This window comes from [Rhizobium] kunmingense (assembly GCF_977018605.1).
The window spans coordinates 768,944-793,082 of record NZ_CDRNXG010000001.1 but is presented as its reverse complement, the minus strand read 5'-3'; the positions used below and the strand labels follow the sequence as shown (position 1 = coordinate 793,082).

The 24,139-nt window shown below is 62.1% G+C and carries 24 protein-coding genes; 14 read left to right on the top strand and 10 right to left on the bottom strand.

What is annotated here, in order from left to right:
• Positions 1–124: 124 nt before the first annotated feature.
• The 8 genes from rsmI (at position 125) to AC0JZ4_RS03965 (ending at position 8,583) form a co-directional block, all read left to right on the top strand.
• Positions 125–1,036, top strand: coding sequence for a 16S rRNA (cytidine(1402)-2'-O)-methyltransferase (gene rsmI / locus AC0JZ4_RS04000; RefSeq protein WP_471885152.1), 912 nt, complete (start codon positions 125–127; stop codon positions 1,034–1,036).
• Positions 1,020–1,388, top strand: coding sequence for a YraN family protein (locus tag AC0JZ4_RS03995; protein WP_471885151.1), 369 nt, complete (start codon positions 1,020–1,022; stop codon positions 1,386–1,388). The genes rsmI and AC0JZ4_RS03995 overlap by 17 nt, the downstream gene beginning before the upstream one ends.
• A 126-nt stretch (positions 1,389–1,514) precedes the next feature.
• A complete protein-coding gene (gene ugpB, locus AC0JZ4_RS03990) occupies positions 1,515–2,837 on the top strand; it encodes a sn-glycerol-3-phosphate ABC transporter substrate-binding protein UgpB (protein WP_471885150.1) in 1,323 nt (440 codons plus the stop codon).
• Positions 2,838–2,915: 78 nt separating this feature from the next.
• Positions 2,916–3,800, top strand: a complete 885-nt coding sequence (gene ugpA, locus AC0JZ4_RS03985; RefSeq protein WP_471885149.1) for a sn-glycerol-3-phosphate ABC transporter permease UgpA — start codon at positions 2,916–2,918, stop codon at positions 3,798–3,800.
• 9 nt (positions 3,801–3,809) lie between these two features.
• Positions 3,810–4,658 carry a sn-glycerol-3-phosphate ABC transporter permease UgpE gene (ugpE, locus tag AC0JZ4_RS03980; RefSeq protein WP_471885148.1) on the top strand — a complete coding sequence of 283 codons (849 nt, stop codon included), beginning with the start codon at positions 3,810–3,812 and terminating at the stop codon, positions 4,656–4,658.
• A gap of 1 nt (position 4,659) precedes the next feature.
• Entirely contained in the window at positions 4,660–5,772 is a 1,113-nt protein-coding gene (locus tag AC0JZ4_RS03975) for a sn-glycerol-3-phosphate import ATP-binding protein UgpC (RefSeq protein ID WP_471885147.1), read from the top strand.
• Between the two features lie 142 nt (positions 5,773–5,914).
• Positions 5,915–6,862 carry a glutathione synthase gene (gene gshB, locus AC0JZ4_RS03970; RefSeq protein WP_471885146.1) on the top strand — a complete coding sequence of 316 codons (948 nt, stop codon included), beginning with the start codon at positions 5,915–5,917 and terminating at the stop codon, positions 6,860–6,862.
• Between the two features lie 185 nt (positions 6,863–7,047).
• Complete coding sequence (locus tag AC0JZ4_RS03965) at positions 7,048–8,583, top strand: YifB family Mg chelatase-like AAA ATPase (protein WP_471885145.1); 1,536 nt, start codon at positions 7,048–7,050, stop codon at positions 8,581–8,583.
• Between the two features lie 7 nt (positions 8,584–8,590).
• Here the strand turns inward: AC0JZ4_RS03965 and cysK are convergent, their stop codons facing one another.
• The gene (gene cysK / locus AC0JZ4_RS03960; RefSeq protein WP_471885144.1) at positions 8,591–9,580 is read right to left on the bottom strand and encodes a cysteine synthase A; all 990 of its coding nucleotides are present in this window, start codon (positions 9,578–9,580) and stop codon (positions 8,591–8,593) included.
• Positions 9,581–10,529: 949 nt separating this feature from the next.
• Here cysK and AC0JZ4_RS03955 point away from each other — a divergent pair.
• Positions 10,530–11,468 carry an IS110 family RNA-guided transposase gene (locus tag AC0JZ4_RS03955; RefSeq protein WP_471885143.1) on the top strand — a complete coding sequence of 313 codons (939 nt, stop codon included), beginning with the start codon at positions 10,530–10,532 and terminating at the stop codon, positions 11,466–11,468.
• A gap of 14 nt (positions 11,469–11,482) precedes the next feature.
• On the opposite strand, the gene dut is transcribed toward AC0JZ4_RS03955, so the two are convergent.
• Positions 11,483–11,953 (bottom strand): dUTP diphosphatase, encoded by a 471-nt coding sequence (gene dut, locus AC0JZ4_RS03950; RefSeq protein WP_471885142.1) that lies wholly within the window; start codon positions 11,951–11,953, stop codon positions 11,483–11,485.
• A gap of 98 nt (positions 11,954–12,051) precedes the next feature.
• On the opposite strand from dut, the gene AC0JZ4_RS03945 reads away from it, so the two are divergent.
• The gene (locus AC0JZ4_RS03945) at positions 12,052–13,635 is read left to right on the top strand and encodes a peptide chain release factor 3 (RefSeq protein WP_471885141.1); all 1,584 of its coding nucleotides are present in this window, start codon (positions 12,052–12,054) and stop codon (positions 13,633–13,635) included.
• A gap of 376 nt (positions 13,636–14,011) precedes the next feature.
• On the opposite strand, the gene AC0JZ4_RS03940 is transcribed toward AC0JZ4_RS03945, so the two are convergent.
• The gene (locus AC0JZ4_RS03940; protein ID WP_471885140.1) at positions 14,012–14,596 is read right to left on the bottom strand and encodes an IMPACT family protein; all 585 of its coding nucleotides are present in this window, start codon (positions 14,594–14,596) and stop codon (positions 14,012–14,014) included.
• A 163-nt stretch (positions 14,597–14,759) separates the two neighbouring features.
• Here AC0JZ4_RS03940 and tsaA point away from each other — a divergent pair, with 163 nt between their 5' ends.
• Together tsaA and AC0JZ4_RS03930 are read left to right on the top strand one after the other, a co-directional pair.
• Entirely contained in the window at positions 14,760–15,287 is a 528-nt protein-coding gene (gene tsaA, locus AC0JZ4_RS03935) for a tRNA (N6-threonylcarbamoyladenosine(37)-N6)-methyltransferase TrmO (RefSeq protein WP_471885139.1), read from the top strand.
• 152 nt (positions 15,288–15,439) lie between these two features.
• On the top strand, positions 15,440–15,727 hold the full coding sequence (locus tag AC0JZ4_RS03930; RefSeq protein ID WP_471885138.1) for a putative quinol monooxygenase: 288 nt from the start codon (positions 15,440–15,442) through the stop codon (positions 15,725–15,727).
• Between the two features lie 58 nt (positions 15,728–15,785).
• Here the strand turns inward: AC0JZ4_RS03930 and AC0JZ4_RS03925 are convergent, their stop codons facing one another.
• The 3 genes from AC0JZ4_RS03925 to otsB all read right to left on the bottom strand — a co-directional run bounded on the left by AC0JZ4_RS03925 (position 15,786) and on the right by otsB (position 18,315).
• Positions 15,786–15,995, bottom strand: coding sequence for a TOBE domain-containing protein (locus AC0JZ4_RS03925; protein ID WP_471885137.1), 210 nt, complete (start codon positions 15,993–15,995; stop codon positions 15,786–15,788).
• 70 nt (positions 15,996–16,065) lie between these two features.
• On the bottom strand, positions 16,066–17,448 hold the full coding sequence (gene otsA / locus AC0JZ4_RS03920) for an alpha,alpha-trehalose-phosphate synthase (UDP-forming) (protein ID WP_471885136.1): 1,383 nt from the start codon (positions 17,446–17,448) through the stop codon (positions 16,066–16,068).
• Between the two features lie 57 nt (positions 17,449–17,505).
• On the bottom strand, positions 17,506–18,315 hold the full coding sequence (otsB, locus tag AC0JZ4_RS03915) for a trehalose-phosphatase (protein ID WP_471885135.1): 810 nt from the start codon (positions 18,313–18,315) through the stop codon (positions 17,506–17,508).
• Between the two features lie 306 nt (positions 18,316–18,621).
• Between otsB and AC0JZ4_RS03910 the strand changes: the two genes are divergently transcribed.
• The gene (locus AC0JZ4_RS03910) at positions 18,622–19,428 is read left to right on the top strand and encodes a class II glutamine amidotransferase (protein WP_471885134.1); all 807 of its coding nucleotides are present in this window, start codon (positions 18,622–18,624) and stop codon (positions 19,426–19,428) included.
• Between the two features lie 24 nt (positions 19,429–19,452).
• On the opposite strand, the gene AC0JZ4_RS03905 is transcribed toward AC0JZ4_RS03910, so the two are convergent.
• Both AC0JZ4_RS03905 and coaBC read right to left on the bottom strand, forming a co-directional pair.
• Entirely contained in the window at positions 19,453–19,809 is a 357-nt protein-coding gene (locus AC0JZ4_RS03905; RefSeq protein ID WP_471885133.1) for an MmcQ/YjbR family DNA-binding protein, read from the bottom strand.
• Positions 19,810–19,822: 13 nt separating this feature from the next.
• On the bottom strand, positions 19,823–21,031 hold the full coding sequence (gene coaBC, locus AC0JZ4_RS03900; RefSeq protein WP_471885132.1) for a bifunctional phosphopantothenoylcysteine decarboxylase/phosphopantothenate--cysteine ligase CoaBC: 1,209 nt from the start codon (positions 21,029–21,031) through the stop codon (positions 19,823–19,825).
• Positions 21,032–21,307: 276 nt separating this feature from the next.
• Between coaBC and AC0JZ4_RS03895 the strand changes: the two genes are divergently transcribed.
• Positions 21,308–21,859 (top strand): glyoxalase superfamily protein, encoded by a 552-nt coding sequence (locus AC0JZ4_RS03895; protein WP_471885131.1) that lies wholly within the window; start codon positions 21,308–21,310, stop codon positions 21,857–21,859.
• Positions 21,860–21,887: 28 nt separating this feature from the next.
• Here the strand turns inward: AC0JZ4_RS03895 and AC0JZ4_RS03890 are convergent, their stop codons facing one another.
• A complete protein-coding gene (locus AC0JZ4_RS03890) occupies positions 21,888–22,679 on the bottom strand; it encodes a COG3904 family protein (RefSeq protein WP_471885130.1) in 792 nt (263 codons plus the stop codon).
• Positions 22,666–24,057 carry a hypothetical protein gene (locus AC0JZ4_RS03885; RefSeq protein WP_471885129.1) on the bottom strand — a complete coding sequence of 464 codons (1,392 nt, stop codon included), beginning with the start codon at positions 24,055–24,057 and terminating at the stop codon, positions 22,666–22,668. Before AC0JZ4_RS03885 ends, AC0JZ4_RS03890 begins: the two co-directional genes overlap by 14 nt.
• Positions 24,058–24,139: the final 82 nt, after the last annotated feature.

Below are 24,139 nucleotides of genomic sequence, written 5' to 3'. Positions count from 1 at the left end.
GACGCCTGCGTCATTTCGATACTGAGGTTAAGCTGCACACAGAAAACTTGGGGCCCGCGCGCTTGCGGGCGCTCGCCGCCTTGCGCATAAAGGGCGATGATCATCCAATCGAATTGCAAAGCCCTTGGCCGGACCTTCTGAAGCGACCCGCGGCTACCGCGTAGCCAATACATTCGTACCGTCGCGGCCGCTGGAGCCGGCGCTCTATCTGGTCGCCACCCCGATCGGCAATCTCGGCGACATCACGTTGCGGGCGCTGGAAACGCTTGCCGGTGCCGATGTGCTGGCCTGCGAGGATACCCGCGTCACCCGCGTACTGCTCGATCGCTTCGGCATCGCCAACAAGCCCTACGCCTATCACGAGTACAATGCCGACGAGATGGGGCCGCGTCTTCTGGCGGCGCTTGCGGAGGGCAAGTCGGTGGCGCTCGTCTCCGATGCCGGCACGCCGCTCGTGTCGGACCCCGGCTATCGTCTCGGCCAGCTGGCGATCGCGGCCGGATATCGGGTCGTCCCCATTCCCGGCGCCTCCGCACCGCTCGCCGCACTGGTCGCCTCCGGCCTGCCCAATGATGCCTTCCTGTTTACCGGCTTCCTGCCGGCAAAGGACAAGGCCAAGCGCGACCGGCTGGCGGAACTGTCGAAGATCCCGGCGACGCTGATCTTTTTCGAAAGCCCGCACCGCATCACCGCGACGCTTGCCGCTGCCGCCGACGTTCTGGGTGCCACGCGCGCCGCCTGTGTCGGGCGCGAACTGACCAAAGCCTTCGAGGAAGTCAGCCGCGGCACGCTCGGCGAGCTGGCGGAAGCCTTCGCGGATCGCACCGTCAAGGGGGAGATCGTCTTTCTCGTCGGTCCGCCGGCGGCAGACGAGGTGCCGACGGCCGTCGATGTCGATGCTTTGCTCGGTGAGCTTGCGGCATCCATGCCGGCCTCGAAGGCGGCAGCCGAGGCCGCGCGCCTCACCGGTCTTGCCAAGCGCGATCTCTACCAGCGTCTCGTCACGATGAAGGATGGAGATGGCGACAGGAATTGATCGGCAAAAGCGAAGAAAGGCGGAGCGGCGCGGCCATGTCTCCGAATATCTCGCTGCTGCCTGTCTTTTCCTCAAAGGCTACCGCATTCTCGCATTCCGCTATCGCACCAAAGTGGGCGAGATCGATCTCATCGCCCGAAAGGGCACGCTTGTAGCCTTCATCGAGGTCAAGGCGCGGACCCGCGAATCCGATGCTATCGATGCTGTGAGCTATGAAGCCCAGCGGCGGATCAGGGCGGCAAGCGAGATCTGGCTGTCGCGCCGCCGCGATGCCCACTCGCTTTCATCGCGTTATGATGTCGTCGCCGTCCTGCCTGGCCGGCTTCCCCGGCATTTCCCGGATGCTTTTTGACGATGCCGTGAAGTTTTTGCAAAGCCGTGCACTGTCATGGAATTGAAACAAAACTGTTAAGGTCATGTCACGGGGCGACCTTATGGCCATCCTCACCCCACGTTCAGGTGGGCGAGGAGCTCAACAATGTTCAAAACGCTATCTTTCGCGGCCGCTGTGGTGGCTCTGTCTGCAACCACGTCGCTGGCCGCAACCGAAGTCACCTGGTGGCATGCAATGGGTGGGGAGCTTGGCAAGAAGCTCGAGGAAGTCGCCCAGAAATTCAATGAAAGCCAGACCGAATACAAGGTCACCCCGGTCTACAAGGGGACCTATCCCGAGACGCTGAACGCCGCCATCGCAGCATTCCGCGCCAACCAGCAGCCGGCAATCGTACAGGTCTTCGAAGTCGGTACCGGCACGATGATGGCCGCCAAGGGCGCCGTCTATCCGGTCTACAAGCTGATGGCCGACCAGGGTGAAGCCTTCGACACGAAGACCTTCCTCGGCCCGGTAACCGGCTATTATTCCGACACCGAGGGCAACATCCTGTCGCTGCCCTTCAACTCGTCGACGCCGATCATGTATTACAACAAGGACGTCTTCAAGAAAGCCGGCCTTGACCCGGAAGTCGCGCCGAAGACCTGGGCCGAAGTCGAGGAATTCTCCAAGAAGATCGTCTCCTCCGGCGCTGCCAAGTGCGGCTTCACCTCCGCCTGGATCACCTGGGTCCAGACCGAAAACCTGTCGGCCATCCATGACAAGCCGTTCGGCTCGCTCGAAAACGGTTTTGGCGGTTTCGACACCGAGTTCCAGTTCAATGGCGACCTGCAGGTAAAGCATTGGGCCAACCTGAAGAAGTGGCAGGATGAAGGCCTCTTCAAGTATGGCGGTCCGGTCGGTGGCGATCAGGCGGCGACCATGTTCTACGCTCAGGAATGCGCCATCACGATGAACTCGTCGGCTGGCCGCGCCGGCGTCATCGGCAACGCCAAGAACTTCACGCCGGGCTTTGCGCCGCTTCCCTACTACGACGACGAGACCAAGGAGCCGAAAAACTCCATCATCGGCGGCGCGACCCTCTGGGTCCTGAACGGCAAGGACGATGCGACCTACAAGGGCGTCGCAAAGTTCTTCTCCTACCTGTCGCAGCCGGAAGTCCAGGCCGACTGGCACCAGTTCACCGGTTATCTGCCGATCACCAATGCTGCCTACGAGCTTGGCCAGAGCCAGGGTTACTACGAGAAGAACCCCGGTTCCGACGTTTCGATCAAGCAGATCATGCGCGGTACCCCGTCGGCCAATTCCAAGGGCGTCCGCTTCGGCAATTTCGCCCAGGTCCGCACCGTCGTGGACGAGGAATTCCAGTCGCTTCTCTCCGGCCAGAAGGATGCCAAGCAGGCTCTCGACAGCGCGGTTGAGCGTGGCAACGGCATCCTGCGCGAGTTCCAGGCTGCAAACTCCAACTGATCCTTTTTGATCGGTGACACTCGGAGGCCGGCGAAAGCCGGCCTCCATCTGCTTTCCGGCAAACCCGGTGGAGACCCCATGGATACCAAACGAACGACCTTCAACAACAGGCTGCTGCCCTATCTTCTATTGGCGCCACAGCTGATCATCACCCTGGTGTTCTTCATCTGGCCCGCTGCGCAGGCGGTAAAATCCTCCGTCGAACGCGAAGATCCGTTCGGCTTCTCGACCGTGTTCGTCGGGCTGACCCACTACAAGCGGCTTCTGGCCGATCCGAACTATCTCGACAGCCTTCTGCGAACCGGCGTCTTCGCCGTTGCCGTCACCGTTCTGTCGATGGGGCTCGGCCTGGCCTTTGCCGCCGCCGTCGACCGGTTGAACCGCACCTCGCGCATCTACACGACCCTGCTGGTCTGGCCCTATGCGGTCGCTCCGGTCATTGCCGGCGTTCTCTGGTGGTTCCTGTTCAACACCTCGACCGGCATCATGCCGTATTTCCTGTCGCAATTCGGCATCAACTGGAACCATGACCTGAACGGTACCCATGCGATGATCCTGATCATCATCGCCGCCGCGTGGAAGCAGATTTCCTACAATTTCCTGTTCTTCCTCGCCGGCCTGCAATCGGTTCCGCATGCGCTGATGGAAGCGGGCGCGATCGATGGCGCAGGCCCGGTGAAGCGCTTCTTCACCATCGCGCTGCCGCTGCTTTCGCCCACCACATTCTTCCTGTTCATCATCAACGTGAACTACGCCATGTTCGACACGTTTCCGATCGTCGATGCGACGACCTCGGGCGGCCCCGCCCAGTCGACCAACATCATGGTCTACAAGGTCTATCAGGACGGCTTCATCGGCCTGAACCTCGGTTCGTCGTCTGCCCAGTCGGTTCTGCTGATGCTGATCGTCATGGTCCTGACCTTCGTGCAGTTCCGCTATGTCGAACGCCGGGTGCAATATTGAGGATCGACCATGGTTGAAAACCGCCCATTCCTGACATTTATCACTCATGCCTTCCTCATTTTCGGCTTCGCCATCGTCGCGCTGCCGGTCTATGTGGCGGTGGTTGCCTCCACCCATGACCTGCAGACGCTTTTGACCGGTGCGGTGCCGCTTCTGCCGGGGTCGCATTTCATCGAGAATTATTCGGCGATCCTGACCAATGTCTCGGCCGCCCACGGCCTGCCGAACTATTCCCACATGGCGCTCAATTCGCTGGTCATGGCGCTCGTCATCACGGTCGGAAAGATCCTGATCTCGATCACTTCGGCATTCGCGATCGTCTATTTCCGCTTCCCCTTCCGGGTGCTGGCCTTCTGGATCATCTTCGTCACGCTGATGCTGCCGGTCGAGGTGCGCATCATGCCGACCTACAAGATCGTCGCCGATCTCGGCATGCTGAATTCCTGGGCGGGCCTGACGATCCCGCTGATCGCCTCGGCCACCGCCACATTCCTGTTCCGCCAGTTCTTCATGACCGTGCCTGACGAGATCCTGGAAGCGGCGCGCGTCGATGGCGCGGGCGCGATCAAATTCTTCTGGGATATTCTCCTGCCGCTCTCGCGCACCAATATCGGCGCGCTCTGCGTCATCCTCTTCATCTACGGCTGGGTCCAGTATCTGTGGCCGCTGCTGGTGACCACCGACACCGGTTACTACACGCTGATGATGGGCATGAAGCGCATGGTCACGGCCCAGGACGGTGTGATCGCCTGGAACTATGTGATGGCGGGCTCGGTCATGGCCATGCTGCCCCCCATCCTGATCGTCATTTTCATGCAGCGGCTGTTCATCCGCGGCCTGACAGAAACGGAGAAGTGAAATGGCATCCATCGACGTCGAAAAAGTCGGAAAGATCTATACCGGCGGCGTTCGGGCTGTCTCGGACATCAACCTGGCGATCAAGGACGGCGAATTCATCGTGCTGGTCGGCCCGTCCGGCTGTGGCAAATCCACGCTGCTGCGCATGGTGGCCGGGCTTGAGGCGATTTCGGAAGGCACGGTGAAGATTGGCGATAAGGTGGTCAACAAGGCCGAACCGGCCGACCGCGACATCGCCATGGTATTCCAGAACTATGCGCTTTACCCGCATATGACGGTGCGACAGAACCTGGAATACGGCCTGAAGAACCGCAAGACGCCGAAGGCCGAGATCGATGCGCGCGTGACGGAAGCCGCCCGCATGCTGGAGATCACCCAGTATCTCGACCGCAAGCCGCGTGCGCTTTCCGGCGGCCAGCGCCAGCGCGTCGCCATGGGCCGCGCCATCGTCCGCAAGCCGGCCGTCTTCCTCTTCGATGAGCCGCTGTCCAACCTCGACGCCAAGCTGCGCGTTTCCATGCGCGGCGAGATCAAGCGCCTGCAGCGCCGTCTCGGCACGACGTCACTCTACGTTACCCACGACCAGCTGGAGGCGATGACGCTCGCCGATCGCCTCGTGGTGTTGAACGGAGGGCAGATCGAGCAGGTCGGCGCACCGCTCGAAGTTTACCACAGGCCGGCCTCGACCTTTGTTGCAAGCTTCATCGGCTCGCCGGCCATGAACCTCGTCAAGGGCGAGCTGCATGGCGACAAGCTAGCGATCGGCCCGGCGATGATCGACCTTGCCGGCTTCGCGCCGGCATCCGGCGCGGTTACCGTCGGCATGCGGGCAGAGGACGTCCGCTTTGTTGCAGCCGGACCGAACACGCTGCCGTTCAAGACCGAATATGCCGAGGAACTGGGAGCGCAGCGCCTCGTTCACGGCCTGATCGGCGATCAGCCGGTGACCGTGGCGGTCTCTTCGGAAGCCGAACTCGGAGATCAGATGCAGGTGGCGGTCGAGCGGTCACGATTGCATTTCTTCAACGCCGAGACCGGCAGACGGATCGAGACGCCGGCCCCGGCGTCGGATCTCGCTGGGGCGTCCGCACCGGCGGCCCAGCCGGTCGGCTGAGATCAGATTGCCAAAGGGCGACGTGTGGGCCTTCATTTATCATGCGGCCGGGATTGTTCCCGGCCGCATTGCTTTCGGGCCATCGCCATCCTAAATCAGGCAGGCCCAAATTGAGGCGCATTCTTACTCAGGGACATATCTCATGGCGCATGTTCGCAAGGTCGCAATCCAGATGGACCATATTTCCGGCATCAACATTGCCGGCGATTCCACCTTCGCAATGACCTTGGAGGCCCAATCCCGCGGCTATGAGCTGTTCCACTATACGCCGGACCGGCTGACCATGCGCGATGGCAAGATCTTTGCAGCCGTCGAGCCGCTGCAGGTGCGCGATATCAACGGCGATCATTTCACGCTGGGCGAAAAGCAGCGGGTGGACATGTCGCAGATGGACGTCGTGCTGTTGCGCCAAGACCCGCCCTTCGACATGGGCTACATCACCTCGACGCATCTTCTGGAACGCATCCACCCCAAGACGCTTGTCGTCAACGATCCGGCCTGGGTGCGCAACTCGCCGGAAAAGATCTTCGTCACGGAATTCGCCGACCTGATGCCGGCAACGCTGATCTCGCGTGACCCGACCGAGATCGCCGCCTTCCGCCAGGAAATGGGCGACATCATCCTCAAGCCGCTCTATGGCAATGGCGGCGCCGGGGTCTTCCATTCCACCCGCGACGACCGCAACTTCACCTCGCTTCTGGAAATGTTCGGCCAGATGTATCGCGGCGAGCCCTATATCGCCCAGGCCTATCTGCCGGACGTGCGCAAGGGCGACAAGCGCATCCTGCTCGTCGACGGCGAGCCCGTCGGCGCGATCAACCGCGTTCCGGCCGAAACCGACAGCCGCTCCAACATGCACGTCGGCGGTCGCGCCGAGCCGACCGAACTGACGACGCGCGAAAAGGAAATCTGCGCCCGCATCGGACCGGCCCTGCGCGAACGCGGTTTCATCTTCGTCGGCATCGACGTCATCGGCGACTACATGACCGAAATCAACGTGACGTCGCCGACCGGCATCCGAGAAGTAAAGAAATTCGGCGGTGCCGATGTCGCGAGCCTGATGTGGGACGCGATCGAAGCGAAGAACTGATGCTTGTCGCATCTGGACCAATAGACGGGCGCCGAGGCGCCCGTTTTTTTGTTCCGTTTGTTCGATTTTTGTTCTTGTTTTAATTTCAGGCCTGTGTCAGCTTATGGTTGTGCTGGCGCGAAGGGACGTTTCTCGTAAATCGGCAGAAAGCCGGCATCCTGAAATGATATCGGGGAGCGGATCGCATGGTTTCACGCGTCAGTACGGTTGCATTCCAGGGCATTGATGGAGTTCCGGTCGACGTGCAGGTCATGATCGGACCTGGCAAGGTCGGCATGCATATTGTCGGCCTGCCGGACAAGGCGGTGGCCGAAAGCCGCGAGCGGGTGCAGGCAGCTTTGCACGCTTCGGGCCTTGCGGTGCCGCACAAGAAGGTGACGATCAATCTGGCGCCGGCGGATCTGCCGAAGGAGGGCTCGCATTTCGACCTCCCGATCGCGCTCGGCCTGATGGCGGCGCTTGGTGCCATTCCCGGCGATGCGGTGGCCGATCATGTCGTCATCGGCGAACTCAATCTCGACGGCACGTTGGCGCCTGTGGCCGGGGCGTTGCCGGCGGCAATCAGCGCCAATGCGCTCGGCAAGGGGCTGATCTGCCCGGCGGACAGCGGACCGGAGGCGGCCTGGGCCGGGCCGGATGTCGAGATTGTCGCGCCACGCAGCCTGATCGCGCTCGCCAACCATTTCCGCGGCACGCAGGTGATATCGCGACCGCACCCGGCCATTCGCGCAGCACCGGCCAACCTGCCGGATCTGGCCGAGATCAAGGGACAGGAAAGTGCCAAGCGGGCGCTCGAAGTGGCGGCGGCAGGCGGTCACAATCTGCTTTACGTCGGTCCGCCCGGGTCGGGAAAATCCATGCTGGCGGCCCGTCTTCCGTCCATCCTGCCACCGCTTTCGGCCGCCGAACTGCTCGAAGTGTCGATGATCCACTCGATAGCCGGACAACTTTCGGGTGGCAAGCTTTCCGACCGGCGCCCTTATCGCACGCCGCATCATTCGGCGACCATGGCGGCACTCGTGGGCGGTGGTTTCCGGGCACGGCCCGGCGAGGCGTCGCTTGCTCATCATGGCGTGCTGTTCCTCGACGAGTTTCCGGAATTTTCACCGCAGGTTCTCGATGCATTGCGGCAGCCGCTGGAAACGGGCGAATGCGTCATCGCCCGTGCCAATCACCGGGTATCCTATCCGGCCAACATCCAGCTCATAGCGGCGATGAACCCGTGCCGCTGCGGCATGGCGGGCGAGCCGGGTCACGCCTGCGCCCGCGGGCCACGCTGCGCTGCCGAGTATCAGGGGCGTATCTCGGCGCCGCTGATGGACCGGATCGATATCCGTATCGACGTGCCGGCGGTCTCCGCCTCCGACCTCATTCGTCCGGCGCCGGCAGAGACGAGTGCGGATGTGGCAAAGCGGGTCCTTGCCGCAAGGGAGCTGCAGCAGGACCGCTATGAGACGGCCGGCCTGCGTGGTCCGCTCACCAATGCGCGCTGCTCGACATCTCTGATCGAACAGGTGGCCGCACCTGATCCGTCTGGCCTGCAATTGCTGAGGGACGCGGCGGAGAAGCTGAGATTCTCCGCCCGTGGCTATCATCGGGTGCTGAGGGTGGCGCGCACCCTGGCCGATCTCGACGGCCAGCAGACGGTCGGCCGCCTGCATCTGGCCGAGGCGATCTCATACCGGATGGCGAGCGAGCGGCTCGCCATCGCGGCGGCATGATGGTTGCCTATTCGCCGAGGCCTTCGAAAAGCGCCGTGGAAAGGTAGCGCTCCGCAAACGAGGGAATGATCACCACGATTGTCTTGCCGGCGTTTTCGTCGCGGCTGCCGATCTCGATTGCGGCCTTGAGTGCCGCACCTGAGGAAATGCCGACGGGAACGCCCTCCAGTCTTGCGACATGGCGTGCGGTTTCCAATGCATCGGCGCTCGCGACGGTGACGACTTCGTCATAGATATGCGTATCGAGGATTTTCGGCGCAAATCCGGCGCCGATGCCCTGGATCTTGTGAGGGCCGGGTTCGCCGCCGGAAAGCACCGGGGATTCTTTCGGCTCGACGGCGATGACCTTGAGCTCGGGGTTACGGCCCTTCAAGACCTGACCGACGCCGGTGATCGTGCCGCCGGTGCCGATACCGGCAATGAAAATGTCGACCTTGCCGTCCGTGTCGTTCCAGATTTCTTCGGCGGTCGTCTTGCGGTGGATCTCGGGGTTGGCCGGATTTTCGAATTGCTGCGGAATGATCGCGTCGGGAAGCGTTGCTGCGAGTTCCTCGGCCTTGGCGATCGCGCCCTTCATGCCCTTCGGACCTTCGGTCAACACCAGCTCGGCACCGAGCAGCGCCAGCATCTTGCGGCGCTCGATCGACATCGTTTCGGGCATGGTCAGGATCAGCTTGTAGCCCTTGGCGGCGGCGGCGAAGGCAAGCGCGATGCCGGTATTGCCGGAGGTCGGCTCAACCAGCGTGGTCTTGCCCGGTGCGATCTTGCCTTGCGCCTCGAGACTTTCGATCATCGCCACGCCGATTCGGTCCTTGACCGAGGCGATCGGGTTGAAGAATTCCAGCTTAGCGAGGATCCTGGCCTTCACGCCCTTTTCCTTCGCCAGCTTGTCGAGGCTGACAAGCGGCGTGTCGCCGATCGTCTCGGTGATCGAGGAATAGATCCGGCCGCGGCCAGGTTTCTTGGCCTGTTGGTTGCCCGTGTTGTCGTCCGACATCGTCATTTTCTCCCTAAGCCCTGTGATCATGTGAGGTCTGATCGGAAAATAGGGCGCGATCAATCGCTAAGCGAGGGGACTTGTTCCCGTCCTGCAGAAAAGAGGCAAAGAAATAGCCTCGGTTTCCGTTTTTCGCGCAATCTCGTTTCGCCGGTGTACGAGCCCTTGACAGGCGTCAGTCGGGGAGCTGTCGCCGAGCCAAGTTCGGTGGTGTGGTCTCTATAGCCATGCCGGAAAAAGCCGCGCCATCGATCATGTGGTGATCGTCGGTAGTCCTGCTGACGCCATGCGCCCGGGGTAGCGGGTAGCGGCCAGCGGCAAATGAGAGCGAGAGCATTGCCGTGGATAAAATCATGACAGAAAAATGCTCTGCCACGCCTCTAGGGAATGGTCACCGGTTTCGGCAGGCAGGGGCAAAACAGGCAATTGAAAAACGGCAAGCGTTTCTGGGAGAGCGAGACGTGTCCTGGAGCGTTTCCTGTCCCGTTTGAAACGCTCTGCCGGAGCAGGTTTTCGTCAGGGCAAAGGCGATTGGCGGAGGGCATACCCGAATATCCGGTCGAGCCGCTCGCCTTTGATTCCGGGGGAAAGATGCCCGGCCCTTAAGGTTGGCTGAAACGGGCCGGCGGATTGTCCGGCCGACTGGGCGTTAAGATTAAGGCCACGACGTGCGCCTGCCGGACGACCATCCCGCGCCATTTGAGCCAGCAGAGCGAGTGAGTTTAAATAGAAACGCTTGTCTTATGACTATCGCCGCTTCTTGTGAGAAAAAGAAGCGCCGGCTCGGGTAGCCGCCCTTGCCGGCGATGGGGGATGGATCGGAGACGTGCAGGCCACCATTCTGTTGAATGCCGGGCCGAGCTAAAGTGTGATCGCCCCATCTTTTCCAATCGTCCTGAACGGATACCCGAGCTTCTGGCTCGGATGACAAGCATGGGAGACGGAAAAGATGACTGAGATTACCATCGGTGCCGATATCTCGAAAGACCATATCGATCTGCATCGTCGGCCAAATGGCGACAGGCTGCGCATCACCAACGACCGTACCGGGTTTGCCGCCATCCTCGGCTGGATCGGCGACACGCCTGTCGCGCGTATCGTCTATGAACCGACCGGCGCCTATCACAAGGCTTTCGAACGCTTCATGCTCACCCGGGGGCTGCCGCTTTCCAAGGTCAATCCGCGTCAGGCGCGACGGTTTGCGCAGGCGACTGGAAAGCTGGCCAAGACAGACCGTGCGGATGCCGAGATGCTGGCGCAATTCGGCATGCTGCTAAACCCGCGTCTTTTGCACCCGGATATTGCTTCTTTCTCCGAACTCAAGCAGTTGCATGCCGCACGCCTGGCGCTGGTGAAAGACAGAACGGCTGCGAAGAACCGGAGCAAGAACATCACCCAGCCGCTCCTCAAACGGCAAAACGCTGCCCGCCTGAAGCAGATCGAGACACAGCTCGTCCAGGTCGAGCAGGCCATCGCCGACCAGATTGCGATCGACGAAAGCCTCAAGACGCGCTTCGATATCGTTGTTTCCATACCTGGGCTGTCAAGGATCACAGCCTTTACGCTTCTCATCGAGATGCCGGAACTGGGCGAACTCGATGAGAAGGCAGCCGGCAAGCTTGCGGGCCTTGCTCCAAGCGACAGGCAATCCGGGCGATGGACCGGACGCGCCTTCATCGTCGGCGGTCGGGCCATCGTCCGACAGGCGCTCTACATGCCGGCTCTCGTCGCCACGCGCTTCAATCCCGATCTCAAGGCAAAATACGACGCTTTGAGAAAAGCCAGAAAGCCACCCAAAGTCGCGATAACCGCCATCATGCGAAAGCTCGTTGTCCTCGCAAACGCACTCTTGCGAAAACAGCAAAAATGGACGCCAAAAACGGCTTGATCAAAACGGATACTCTAGACGCCTGTCGAGCCGAAGCCGCCGGCGCCGCGTCCGGTCGCCGTCGTTTCGGTGATTTCGGCAACCTCGACCTGCGTCACCGGTGCCACCACCATCTGGGCGATCCGCATGCCGCGCGTGATGGAAAAATCCTCCTCGCCGAGATTGACGAGCAGAACCTTTACCTCGCCGCGATAATCGCTGTCGATCGTGCCGGGCGTGTTGAGGCAGGTAATACCGTATCGGAAGGCGAGGCCGGAGCGCGGGCGGATCTGCGCCTCGAAACCGGCCGGAATTTCGAAGATGAAGCCGGTCGGCACCAGGGCGCGGCTGCCGGGCGCAAGAACCAAGGGATCGCCGTCGTCGACTGCGGCGCGCAGGTCCATCCCGGCAGCTCCCGTCGTCTCGTAGCTTGGCAGATCGAGCCCGGCGCCGTTCGGCAGGCGCTTAAGGTGGAGTTTGGGCGAGGCGGACGTGTGAATGTTCATGCCGCCATTAGCCCGCCCGCGGCCGTGGGGGTCAAACACGAATTGAAAGTTATCCACTAAGTCGCTAGATACGCGGCAACTCGAAGGATTTCTGAAACATGGCCGAAACTCTGGCAGAGGCGGTTTCTCGCCGCCGTACATTCGCGATCATCGCCCACCCGGATGCGGGCAAGACGACGCTCACCGAAAAGCTGCTGCTGTTCGGCGGCGCAATCCAGCTCGCCGGCGAGGTCAAGGCCAAGAAGGACCGTATCCAGACCCGCTCGGACTGGATGAAGATCGAGCGCGAGCGCGGTATCTCGGTCGTCACCTCGGTCATGACTTTCGAATATGAAGGCAATGTCTTCAATATTCTCGATACGCCTGGCCACGAAGACTTCGCCGACGATACCTATCGCACGCTGACGGCGGTGGATGCGGCCGTCATGGTCATCGACGCCGCCAAGGGCATCGAGCCGCGAACGCTGAAACTGTTCGAAGTCTGCCGCATGCGCGACATTCCGATCATCACCTTCGTCAACAAGATGGACCGCGAGAGCCGCGATATCTTCGAGATCCTTGACGAGGTCGAGGAGAAGCTGGCGCTCGACACGGCCCCGATTACCTGGCCGATCGGTCGGTCGAAGAGCTTCTGCGGCTCCTACAATCTGGCGGAAAACACGGTGCGTGGGTCGGATACGGAAGTGGTGCCGACAAAGGTCAACGGCCCGCAGGCCGTCGCCGATCGCCTGCCGGAAAACGAGCGCAGCGCCTTCGTCGATGAGGTCGACCTCGCAATCGAAGCCTGCCGCCCGTTCGACCGGAAGGCGTTTCTCGAAGGCCACATGACGCCGGTCTTCTTCGGTTCGGCGCTGCGCAATTTCGGTGTCCGCGATCTCATCAATGCGCTGGGCGATTTCGCCCCGCCGCCGCGTGACCAGGTGGCCGATATCCGCACCGTCCATGCCGCGGAAGAAAAGATGACGGCCTTCGTCTTCAAGATCCAGGCGAACATGGACCCGAACCACCGCGACCGCATCGCCTTTGCCCGAATCTGCTCCGGCAAGCTGGAGCGCGGCATGAAGGCGCGTCTGGCGCGCACCGGCAAGCAGCTCGGCCTAACCGCGCCGCAATTTTTCTTCGCCTCGCAGCGCCAGCTGGCCGATACCGCCTTTGCCGGCGATGTTGTCGGCATTCCGAACCACGGCACGCTCAGGATCGGCGATACCTTGACCGAAGGCGAGGCGCTGGTCTTCCAGGGCGTACCGAACTTCTCGCCGGAAATCCTGCGCCGCGTGCGTCTCGGCGATGCGATGAAGGCAAAGAAGCTGAAGGAAGCGCTGCAGCAGATGGCGGAAGAAGGCGTCGTGCAGCTGTTCCAGCCGGAAGATGGCTCGCCCGCCATCGTCGGGGTCGTCGGCGCATTGCAGCTCGATGTTCTTAAAGAGCGGCTTTCGGCGGAATACAGCCTGCCGGTCACGTTCGAAATGTCGCGCTTCTCGGTCTGCCGCTGGGTCTCCTGCGATGACAAGGCGGAGCTGGAAAAGTTCGTCACCGTCAAGCGCGGCGACATTGCCCGCGATCTCGATGGCGATCCGGTGTTCCTGGCGCAGGACGCATTCTCGCTGCGCTACGAGTCGGAGCGCTTCCCGTCGATCAAGATGGTTGCGATCAAGGAATATCACGTCGCCAAGGCGGCGTGAGCGATAGCCTGTTTTCCGCAAGCGGGACCGCTTTGCGGAAGGCAGGCCGAAACCAGGGCGCCTGGGACCGGCACGCGGATCTGAAGCACGGCTGCGCGCTTTGGTCTAGAGCGTTTCCTGGTTAAATTTAACCGCTCTGTTGGCTCAAACGGAGTCGGATGGTCGTCCGGCAGGCGCGCGTCGTAGCTTCAGCATACGGCCAAGCCGGCCGGACGATCAGCCGGCCCGTTTCAGCCAACCCGAAGGGCCGGGCATCTTTCCGCCAGGATCAAAGGCGATCGGCTCGACCGTACCTTTGGGTATGCCCTTCGCCAATCGCCTTTGCCCTGACGAAAACCTGCTCCGGCAGAGCGCTTCAATTTAACCAGGAAACGCTCTAGTCGACGATCAGCTCCGTCCGGCCGCTTGTCAGGTCGGACACCAGTCGCGCGACGGTGGCGATTTCCGCCTCCGGGATCCGCAGGGTAAGATCGGCACCTGTCGCGGTAAACGCTTCCTCGGCGATCGTCAGGCCGTCGATGGAAAGAAGTTTGGCCTTGAGGCGGGCAAGATCGGAAAACTCGATCGCGACCATGGCCTCGATCGTCGGCTTCAGTTCGACAAGTGGCGCGGCCCGCAGGCAGGCCGCCGCCGTGCCGCCATAGGCGCGCACCAGCCCGCCGCTGCCCAGCAATATGCCGCCGAACCAGCGTGTGACGATCACCACGACATTGTCGAGCGACTGGCCGTCGATGGCCGCGAGGATCGGCTTTCCCGCCGTGCCGCTCGGCTCGCCGTCGTCGGAAAAGCGATAGGCGGCGCCGATCCGCCACGCCCAGCAATTGTGGTTTGCGGCCGCATTGCCGTGCGCGGCAAGCACCTCCTTCGCCTCGTCTTCGGTCGATACGGGAACGGCGATGGCCAGAAAGCGGCTCTTCTTGATGATCTGCTCGAATGCGGCGATGTGCTCTAGCTGAAACATGGTCGAGCCATATCCAAGCTCTTGGCCGGAGGGAAGTGACCGTCGGCCGATCATGTTGGCCGGAAAAGTCGGTCGATGGTTTTTGTTGGATATATCGATGCGTTTGCGGTAGCTCTCGGCAAGAGCCCTTTCACGGGCTTTTCTGAACCTGGAGGACAAGCCGATGGTGCGCGAAAACGAAGTTCGGGAAAACGAGGTGCAGGTGACGCCGCCTGCGCCGACCGATGCCGGGCTGACCTTCATCGGGCGCATTTCGACCCCCTGGACCTCGCGCATGGAGACGCCGCGCCAGGGCCGTCATGACGGCCCGCTTTGCCGGATCGAGATCTATGAGCCATGGGTTGCGGCACTGACGGGCGTCGAGGCTTTCGAGCGGCTGGAAATCCTCTACTGGCTGCATCAGTCGCGCCGGGACCTTGTGCTGCAGAGCCCGGCCAGCAACGGCAAGGTGCATGGCACGTTTTCGCTGCGCTCGCCGGTTCGGCCGAACCCGATCGGTACCTCGATCGTCAAACTTGAAGGTGTCGAGGGCAATCTGCTTCTCGTCCGCGGGCTGGATTGCCTCGATGGCACGCCGCTTCTCGACCTGAAGCCGGACCGAACCCTGTTCAAGCCGATCGCGCCGCCGCAGGCCGGCGATTTCCAGACGGATGAAAGCGCAACGACCGCACATTACTGCCAGAAGGCGTGAAGTGGGAGGGCAGCGCTGCAGGACGCGGCAATTGCAACCTGCCGTAGCTTGAACCCGCCCGCCTTTTTGGCTCGGATCGATAGGGCGATGATATCGCCATTTACTCTGCCTCGCATGCAGCGGGCCATATTTTATCGATCAGGAGTTCTCACATGATTGAAGCCATTTTTGCCTTTCTGGCCAAGCCGGGCAAGGAAGATCAGCTTCGCGAAGCGACGCTGGCCATCGTCGAGCCGACCCGGCGCGAGGACGGCTGCATCCAGTTCAACGTGCTCGAGGATATCAATGCGCCAGGCACGTTCTTCATCCGCGAGACCTGGAGGGACCAGGCCGCGCTCGACGCGCATTTCGCCCAACCCTATCTCCAGGCGCTGGCGGAATTGCACAAGGATATCCTGGCCGAACCGCTCAAGCAGCACACGCTGAAGGCTTACGCCTGAAGAGCCGGCTTGCGCGACATGCCGCATTACGGGGCGATATAATCGCCCCGTAAGAGCGTCAGTCGACGGCAACCATGACGTCGGATGCCTTGATGACCGCATACGCATCCGATCCGACGACAAGTCCAAGTTCTGCCACGGCCTCATTGGTGATGGACGATGTGACGATGAGACCTTCGCCGAGGTCGATACGGACATGCGCCGTTGTGGCGCCCATCGTGACGTCGATGACCTTGCCCTTGAACCGGTTGCGTGCACTGATCTTCATGTTGATCTCCCGTTGAAAAGCTGAGCCGCCAGACAAATCCGGCGGCGCTGCGAAGTCAAATGCTCCTTGGTCAGTCCGAGGTCAGATCCTTCAGGAAGTCGTCGCACCAGCGACTGATGTCGTATTCCTCCAGCTGGTCCATCATCGAGCGCCAGCGCTGCTTGCGTTCCTCAAGCGACATGCTGAGGCCGCGGGCGATCGCATGGGCGGTCCCCTCGATGTCATAGGGGTTGACCAGCAGTGCGCCGCTCTGCAGTTCGCGGGCGGCACCTGCAAAACGGGAGAGAACCAGCACGCCCGGATCCTCGGGGTCCTGCGCCGCGACATATTCCTTGGCGACAAGGTTCATGCCGTCGCGCAGCGGCGTCACGAGGCCGATCTTCGCCAGCCGGTAGAGGCCGGCGAGCAGCGGACGGGCGATCGAGCGGTTGACATAGCGGATCGGCGTCCAGTCCACCTGGCCGAGCGCGCCATTCACGCGGCCGGCCTGTTCGGCCACCGTACGCTGCATCTGCTCGTATTCCGGCACTTCCGAGCGCGATTTCGGCGTCACCTGGAGGTAGGTCACCTTGTTCTGGTATGCCGGGTTGGTGATGACGAATTTCTCGAAAGCATCGATCCGCTGGGTGATGCCCTTCGAATAATCGAGCCGGTCGACGCCGATGATCAGGTCGCGGCCTTCGATGCTCTCGTGCGCCTTCTTCACCATCGCGTTGCGCGAGGATTTCACCGCATACTGGGCGAAGGCCTTTGTCTCGATGGAGATCGGATAGGCGCCGCCCTTGAAGGTGCGGCCGTAGCTTGAGAATTTTTTCCCGCCATCCAGACGCTCGCCGATGCCTTCGCGCACCAGCCCGCCGCCGAAATTGTCCAGGTCGAAATCGGTATGGAAGCCGACGAGATCGTATTGAGACAGGCCCCGCATGATCTGCTCATGCACCGGCATGGCAAACAGCACGTCGGCCGGCGGCCAGGGTATATGCAGGAAAAAGCCGATCTTGTTCTTGAAGCCCATCTGCCGAAGCTCGGCCGCAAGCGGGATCAGATGGTAGTCGTGCACCCAGATGATGTCGTCTTCTTTCAAGAGCGGCGCCAGCTTGTGGGCGAAGAAGCGGTTGACGCGAAAATAGCCGGCCATTTCCTTGCGGGCATATTCGGCCAGATCCAGCCGGTAGTGACAGATCGGCCAGAGCACCCGGTTGGCGAAACCGTGGTAATATTCCTCGACATCGGTGTCGGTCAGGTCGGTCAGGGCATAGGTGATATTGCCGTGTTCCAGAATATCCATTTTTTCCGGTTCACGGTCGCCGCTGGATTTGCCCGACCAGCCCATCCAGATGCCGCCGCGCTCTTCAAGCGCGGCCTGCAGTGCGACGGCAAGCCCGCCGGCAGGAGCATCGCCCGCTTTCTTCGGGATGGTGACACGGTTGGAAACGACCACAAGTCGGCTCAAGGCAAATTCCTTTCAAGTATTGATTGGGCGGCGAGGCACGACAGCACGCGCGGCATGTCAGTGTGCAAGGCCGGCAAGAATGGTGCGAAGCTGCGCGGCCGACGGCAGCAGCATGCTGGCCGCAGTGATGCTGCCATCGGCAAGCGTCTCGTCGCCGATCCGAACCGAAAAGCCGCCGAGCGAATTGGCAACCGAAAACATCGCCTCGTCGGTCAGATCGTCACCGATGGCGACCGGCAACCGGCCGGCAAAAGGCGCGGTTGCGAGAAAGGCCTTCAAAGCCTCGCCCTTGCTGGCGCGCGCGGGCCGAAGCTCGATCACCATCTTGCCGCGTTGCAGCTTGAAATTCTCGCCGGCCTCTTTCGCCGCCTCTTCCATCAGCGCTTCGAGCTCGGCTTGCCGTTCCGGCGCCTGCCGGTAGTGAGCGCCGACGGCTGCCCCCTTGTCCTCGATCAGCACGCCATTCCAGCCGGATGCCTTTTCTGCAAGGCGGGCCTTCAGGGCTTCGAATTCCGGCGTAACCGTCACGCGCTCGACCGTGCCGTCCGACATGCGCTGTTCCGCACCATGCAGGCCGGCGATCGGAAATTCGTGTGGTGAAAAAAGTCGGTCCGCATAGGCAAGTGCGCGGCCGGTGACCAGCGCCAGCGCGCCACCGAATTTTTTCGACAGGAGGTCGAGATCGGCCGGCAGATGCGCAGGCACGACGATACCGTCAGGGGTTGCCGCAAGATCGATCAGGGTTCCGTCGATATCGAGAAACAGGGCGTAGCGGTCGAAATTATTGAGAAGGCCCGAAAGCTCGGCTTCGGACGACAGAAATCCATCCGGTTGTAGGCCGGTGGTAGGCTGTGCTTTTTGCGACATGGGTAACTAGATAGGTCAGCGGCTCGTGGCGGCAACCCTTGACGCCACGTTGTCGCCACAGATCGGCCCACCGGGGCACGGTGGCGGGGTGCTGCCGTTGCGTACCATTGCTGCGCCCCGCCACCTTATTCCGTTGGGCCGTTGCAGCATGGACACAGTCTTAATCGGCGTTGCAAAACGTGAAGCATTTGCCGTCGCAATTTCGTCACGAATACTGCTAGCTTAACCAATCATTAGCCGAATGCATCGACCTTTCGTCAGTACGGGCCGCGCCGGACAGCGGTCCCAATCGGAGCAGCAGCAGCCATGTGCCGTTGGGCAGCCTATCGCGGGGAACCGCTTTATCTGGAAGAACTCGTTTCGTCGCCAGCCCATTCGCTGATCGAACAATCCCATTGCGCCACCCGCGCCAAGACGGCCACCAACGGCGATGGTTTCGGCATCGCCTGGTATGGCGACCGGCCAGAGCCGGGTCGCTACCGCGATGTGCTTCCGGCCTGGTCCGACTGTAATCTGAGAAGCCTGGCGCGGCAGATCCGCTCGCCGCTGTTTCTCGCCCATGTGCGTGCCGCCACCACTGGCGCCACCCGCCGCGACAACTGTCATCCTTTCGTAAACGGCCACTGGTCCTTCATGCACAATGGCCAGATTGCCAATTTCGAGCGCATCCGCCGGCCGCTGGAGGCGCTGTTGTCGGACGATCTGTTCGGTGCGCGCACCGGCACCACCGATAGCGAGATGATCTTCCTGCTCGCTCTGCAATTCGGCCTCGATACAGATCCGCTCGGTGCCATGGAACAGGCGATTGCCATTGTCGAGTCGCTTTCGATGGAGAAATCGGGAGCGGCGCTGGTGCGCTTCACCGCCTGTTTCTCCAATGGCCGGCAGCTCTACGCCGTCCGCTATGCCACCGATCACAAGCCGCCGACGCTCTATGCAGCGCCAATGGGTGGGTCGGCCGGGGCAAAGAGCGGCTATTGCCTCGTCTCCGAACCGCTGAACGACGAAGCCGATACCTGGGTGGAAATTCCCGACGGAAGCGCCGTGCGTGTGTGCCCGGACGGGATGCAGGCCCTGCTGTTCCAGCCGAGACTTCTCGATAAGGCTGCCTGACGTGAGGCTGCCAAATGCCTGACGTCATGCGTCAGGCAGCGTGATCCCCAACTCTTGCCTAAGCTTCCTGGTCAGCCCCGCGGCCACAAGTTCATAGGACCGTCCCAGGTAGTACGCCACCTCCTCTTCGGAAAGCGGCGAGTCGGACGTGATCTCCACCCATTTGCGCTTGGCGAAATAGGGAGCCTGGCCGATCCCGTCCAGCGCGGTCAGGATCTCGAAACTTTCCTCGCTGCATTTGGCGACCACACGGCCTTCACCGAGCAAGGTGAAGACCTTGTCGCCCACCTTGGCGACATGTGAGCCCCATTGATCCACGACCGATGTGCCGGGCAAGGCTTCCACGAAGGCGTCGAAACCATGCTGGGAAAACAGGCTCATCGGGTCCCCTCGATCAGTTCGGCAGGCGGGACGCGATCAGCGCCGCCAGCCGATCGGCAACCTCGTCCTTGGAGAGATCGGGCCAGGCGTCGATGCCGTTGGCGGAAATGATCTTCACCTGATTGCGGCTGCCGCCCATGATGCCGGTCTGCGGCGAGACGTCGTTGGCGACGATCATGTCGGCTCCCTTGCGCTCCAGCTTGGCGCGGCCGTTCGCCTCGACATCCTGCGTCTCGGCGGCAAAGCCGACGACCAGCGCCGGGCGCTGCCTGTGATGACCGACGGTTTTCAGGATATCCGGGTTTTCGGTCAGCTGTAGCGGGGCAGGGGTCGATCCGGGCTGTTTCTTGATTTTCTGTCCGGCCTCGCTCACGACACGCCAGTCGGCGACGGCCGCCACCATTACCGCGATATCGGCAGGCAGGCGGCTTGTGACCGCGTCCAGCATGTCGGCTGCTGTTTCCACATGCACAACGCGCATGCCGGCCGGATCCGGGATTGTCACCGGGCCGGAGACGAGGGTGACGTCGGCGCCGAGCTTCGCCAGGGCGGCGGCAATCGCATGCCCCTGCTTACCCGAGGAGCGGTTGGCGATGTAGCGCACCGGGTCGATCGGCTCATGCGTCGGGCCGGAGGTGACAATCGCCTTGCGGCCCGCAAGCGGCCTTGCGCGATCATCCAGCATGCCGATCACCGCATCGACGATCTGCAGCGGCTCGGCCATGCGGCCGGTGCCAGCCTCGTTGCTTTCCGCCATCTCGCCGGCCATCGGGCCGATGAAGCGAATTCCATCGCCTTTCAGTGTTTCGACATTGCGCCGCGTCGGGGCAGCATCCCACATCTTAGGGTTCATCGCGGGCGCGATCAGCACCGGCCGGTCTGTGGCCAGCAGCACGGCACTGGCCAGGTCATCGGCCAGTCCATGCGCCATCTTCGCCATCAGATTGGCGGTTGCCGGTGCGACCAGCACGAGGTCGCAGTCGCGCGCCAGCCGGATATGGCCGACATCCTGCTCGTCCTCGCGCGAAAACAGGTCGGTATAGACGTGGCCGGAGGACAGCGCGCCGACGGCAAGCGGGGTTATGAATTCCTGCGCCGCCCTGGTCATCACCGGCCGCACGTCTGCGCCACGCTCGCGCAGGCGACGGATCAGATCGAGGCTTTTATAGGCCGCGATGCCGCCGGAAATGATCAGGAGAATGCGCTTGCCGGAAAGGTCCATGGCTGTACTCGGTATCGGAAACTGGCCGGAAGCTAAGGTCTTGGCGGGCAAGTTGCAATCGACTTTCGGCCTGTGTGGTGGACGGTGCCGGCCGCTTGCCCCATGCAACGCGCTCGGATAGCATTCGTTTCGGCCGGATGTGGCCAGCCGCCCGCGGCGTTTCGCCATGGTGAATACATCCCCCGACCATCATCCTTGCCATCCCGACAATGATGACGAACGGATCAGCAATGCGGGCACTGATCTTAAGAGTTCGTCCATTGGAAGGATGATGACATGCGCGATTTCCGCGACGCGAAACTGATGGCCAAGAGCCTGCGCGAGGCGCTGGCCGAACAGGCAATCGATATTCCCCACAGCAAGGCTTTGGAACTCATCGCCGCCCAGTTCGGCTATGACGACTGGAACGTGCTTTCCGCCAAGATCGATGCTGGCGCGCCGTCCGAGCGAACGGCCCCTATCTCGATCCAGCCGGCAATCCCGATCTTCCGCATCTTCGATGTGGCGAAAGCGATGGAATTCTACCGCGATTTCCTGGGCTTTGCCGTCGATTGGGAACATCGTTTCGGGCCGAACGCGCCGCTCTATTGTCAGATGTCGCGCAGCGGCATGCTGATCCATCTGTCCGAACATGCCGGCGACGCCTCGCCGGGTGCGCGCGTCTTCGTGCCGATGACGGGCGCGGCGGCGTTTCAGAAGGAGCTGATCGGCAAGAACTATCCCTATATGCGGCCGGGGCTGGAACAGGCGCCCTGGGGACTGGAGGTCACGGTCATCGATCCATTCAGCAACCGCATCACCTTTTGCGAACGCGAGATCAAGGGATAGGCGCTAACCGGCGTGCCGGGGTTGGAGGCTAGCCCTTCGCCTCGGCGGCCGCGATCGGCTGCGTGACGAGGCGAAAATCCGTCATTTCCTTCTCGGTCAGATAGTAGAGCCGGTCGGGCGGCGTCTCCAGGGCATGCAGCCAGAGGCCGGAGCCGATCCCCATCTCCTCCAGATGCCGGGCAACGCGCGCGGTCGTCGATTGCGCCGATGACATGGCCTGTTCTGCGGACGGCCGTTCGCGGCTGCCGTTGAAGACCTGATGCACGCCGATCACCGCATCCGTCTCGGCGACACGTGTCGCCCCGCCGGCCAACACGATCGGGCAGGAAGAGGCGCAGAGCGCCCGCGACGCGACTTTCGTTTGCAACGCCTTTTCACGGATCAGCTTAGACATGGCGATCGCATCCTCCACCGAACCGCCGGGAGAATTAAGCTGCACGGTCTTCACATATTCGCCACGCGCCTCGATCTCGGCAGAAAAACGGGTGGCTGCACCGGGATCGATCGTGCCTTCCGCCACCAGCACCCCGCCGGGGCGAAGGTCGAAGGTCATCGCCTTGCGCAACACTTCGCTCGGGCTCGACGGCTCGACCGGCGGTGACGCCGGGCGGCCGTCGGTCAGCGCCGGAGGCAGGACGGGCTGGCCGTCACGCATCGGGTCGAAGCCGGGAAGCGCGCTGCCCGGAAGTTCGGCATTCGCGGCAGTGATCTCGCGCATGTCGACGACAAGGAAGGTCGCCGATGCCGCGATCAGCAGATAGAAGACGGCGCGCATCAGCACGCCGTCGTCGATGCGTCGGATGGCGTCACCGATCTTCATTCAGCCGGTCCCTGCCGCGAGAGCGGGCATCGAGATTGGTGATGTTGTTCGGCTCGTCCTCGGCGCTGGTCTCTTGCCCACCGTCTGCAGACCGGGACTCGTCCTCGCGTTTGTCCTCTTTTTCGGCTTCGCTGCCCTTAAATTCGGGTTTGCGAGGCTTTGCATTGGCGACTGCGGTCTCCAGATCGACACCTCTTGCGGCCAGTGCCTGCTGCACCTCCATTGCACGCAGCAACTCGCCGGCGGTGATGCGCTCGGCATAGGGAAGCTGCTCTTCCTGGCGGCGGATCGAGGCATGCGCGACGGCAAGGATGAACACCATCACGCCCGGCAGGAGGTCGATCGATATCGCACCGGCCCAGGCGGGAATGAAGTCCTGTGCATAGTGCAGCACGGCCTCGGCGGAAGACAGAGGCACGAAACGGCGCTCGCCGACCGGAGCGCGGGCAAGGATCTCGTCGGCAGCTCTCGCCAGGGCGCGCGATTGCGCGGCGACCGAGGCCCTGACCGTTTCCATTACCTGATCCTGGCGGTTGATCAGATTGGGATCCGCCCCATCGGCAACCGGTGCGATGAAGCCGAGCGACAGATCGTCGGCGGCACGGCGGATCGAAGGGGCGATCGAGGTCTGGGCGAGCGAGGAAATGACCCCGGTGAGCGCCACCGCTTCGGTGGAAAACTGGTCGGCGCGCGGCTCGATGCGGCCGGGCGAGGAGAGCAGCGTGCGCATCGTCTCCAGCCGTGTCTGGCCCTGTTCGAACAGTTCGGTGACCTGTTCACGCGAGGCGTTGATGCCGGCTTCAAGCGATCGCATCTGGCCGGACATCTGGGACAGTAGCTGTACGACGCTGCCCGATCCCGTCGTGCCGGTCAGCGATCCCGATTGCCGCTCGACGGCGGCAAGCTGGGAGAAGCGTTCCGCCGCGCGCTGGATATCCGGAAGCAGGCTCTGGGCGGCGAGCGCATTCTGGTGGGCACGGTCGAGATCCGACGTATAGCCCTCGACGGTTTCGGCAAGGTGCTGCTCGACCGCGGCGGAGCCGGCCAGCGCTGCGGCATTCAGCCAGCTCGACATGGCAAGGATCATCGCAGCCCCGCAGGCCATGACGAACAGCATCGCCGTCTTGCCGGTGCGGTTGGTGATATGCGGGTAGAAGCGCGCCATGTAGGACCAGAAGGCATAGATGCCGACCGAGACCGAGACGGAATAGATGATCGCGGCGAAGAAGACGCCGGTCGGCGAGCCGTCGAGGATCGAGCGGACGCCGAGATAGGTATAGACACCGGATGCCAGCGCCAGCACGGCGAGCGCGAACCGGGTCATGGTTTCGACGGCGGCAATGCCGTCCTTCAGCCGTTGCGTGGGGCCGAGCGCCATGGGCAATCTCCGAGAAGAGACAGGAAAAGGAAAGTATTCCTTTAAGAAAGTCTGAAGAAGCTGGCGGAATAAAGGCTTGGCT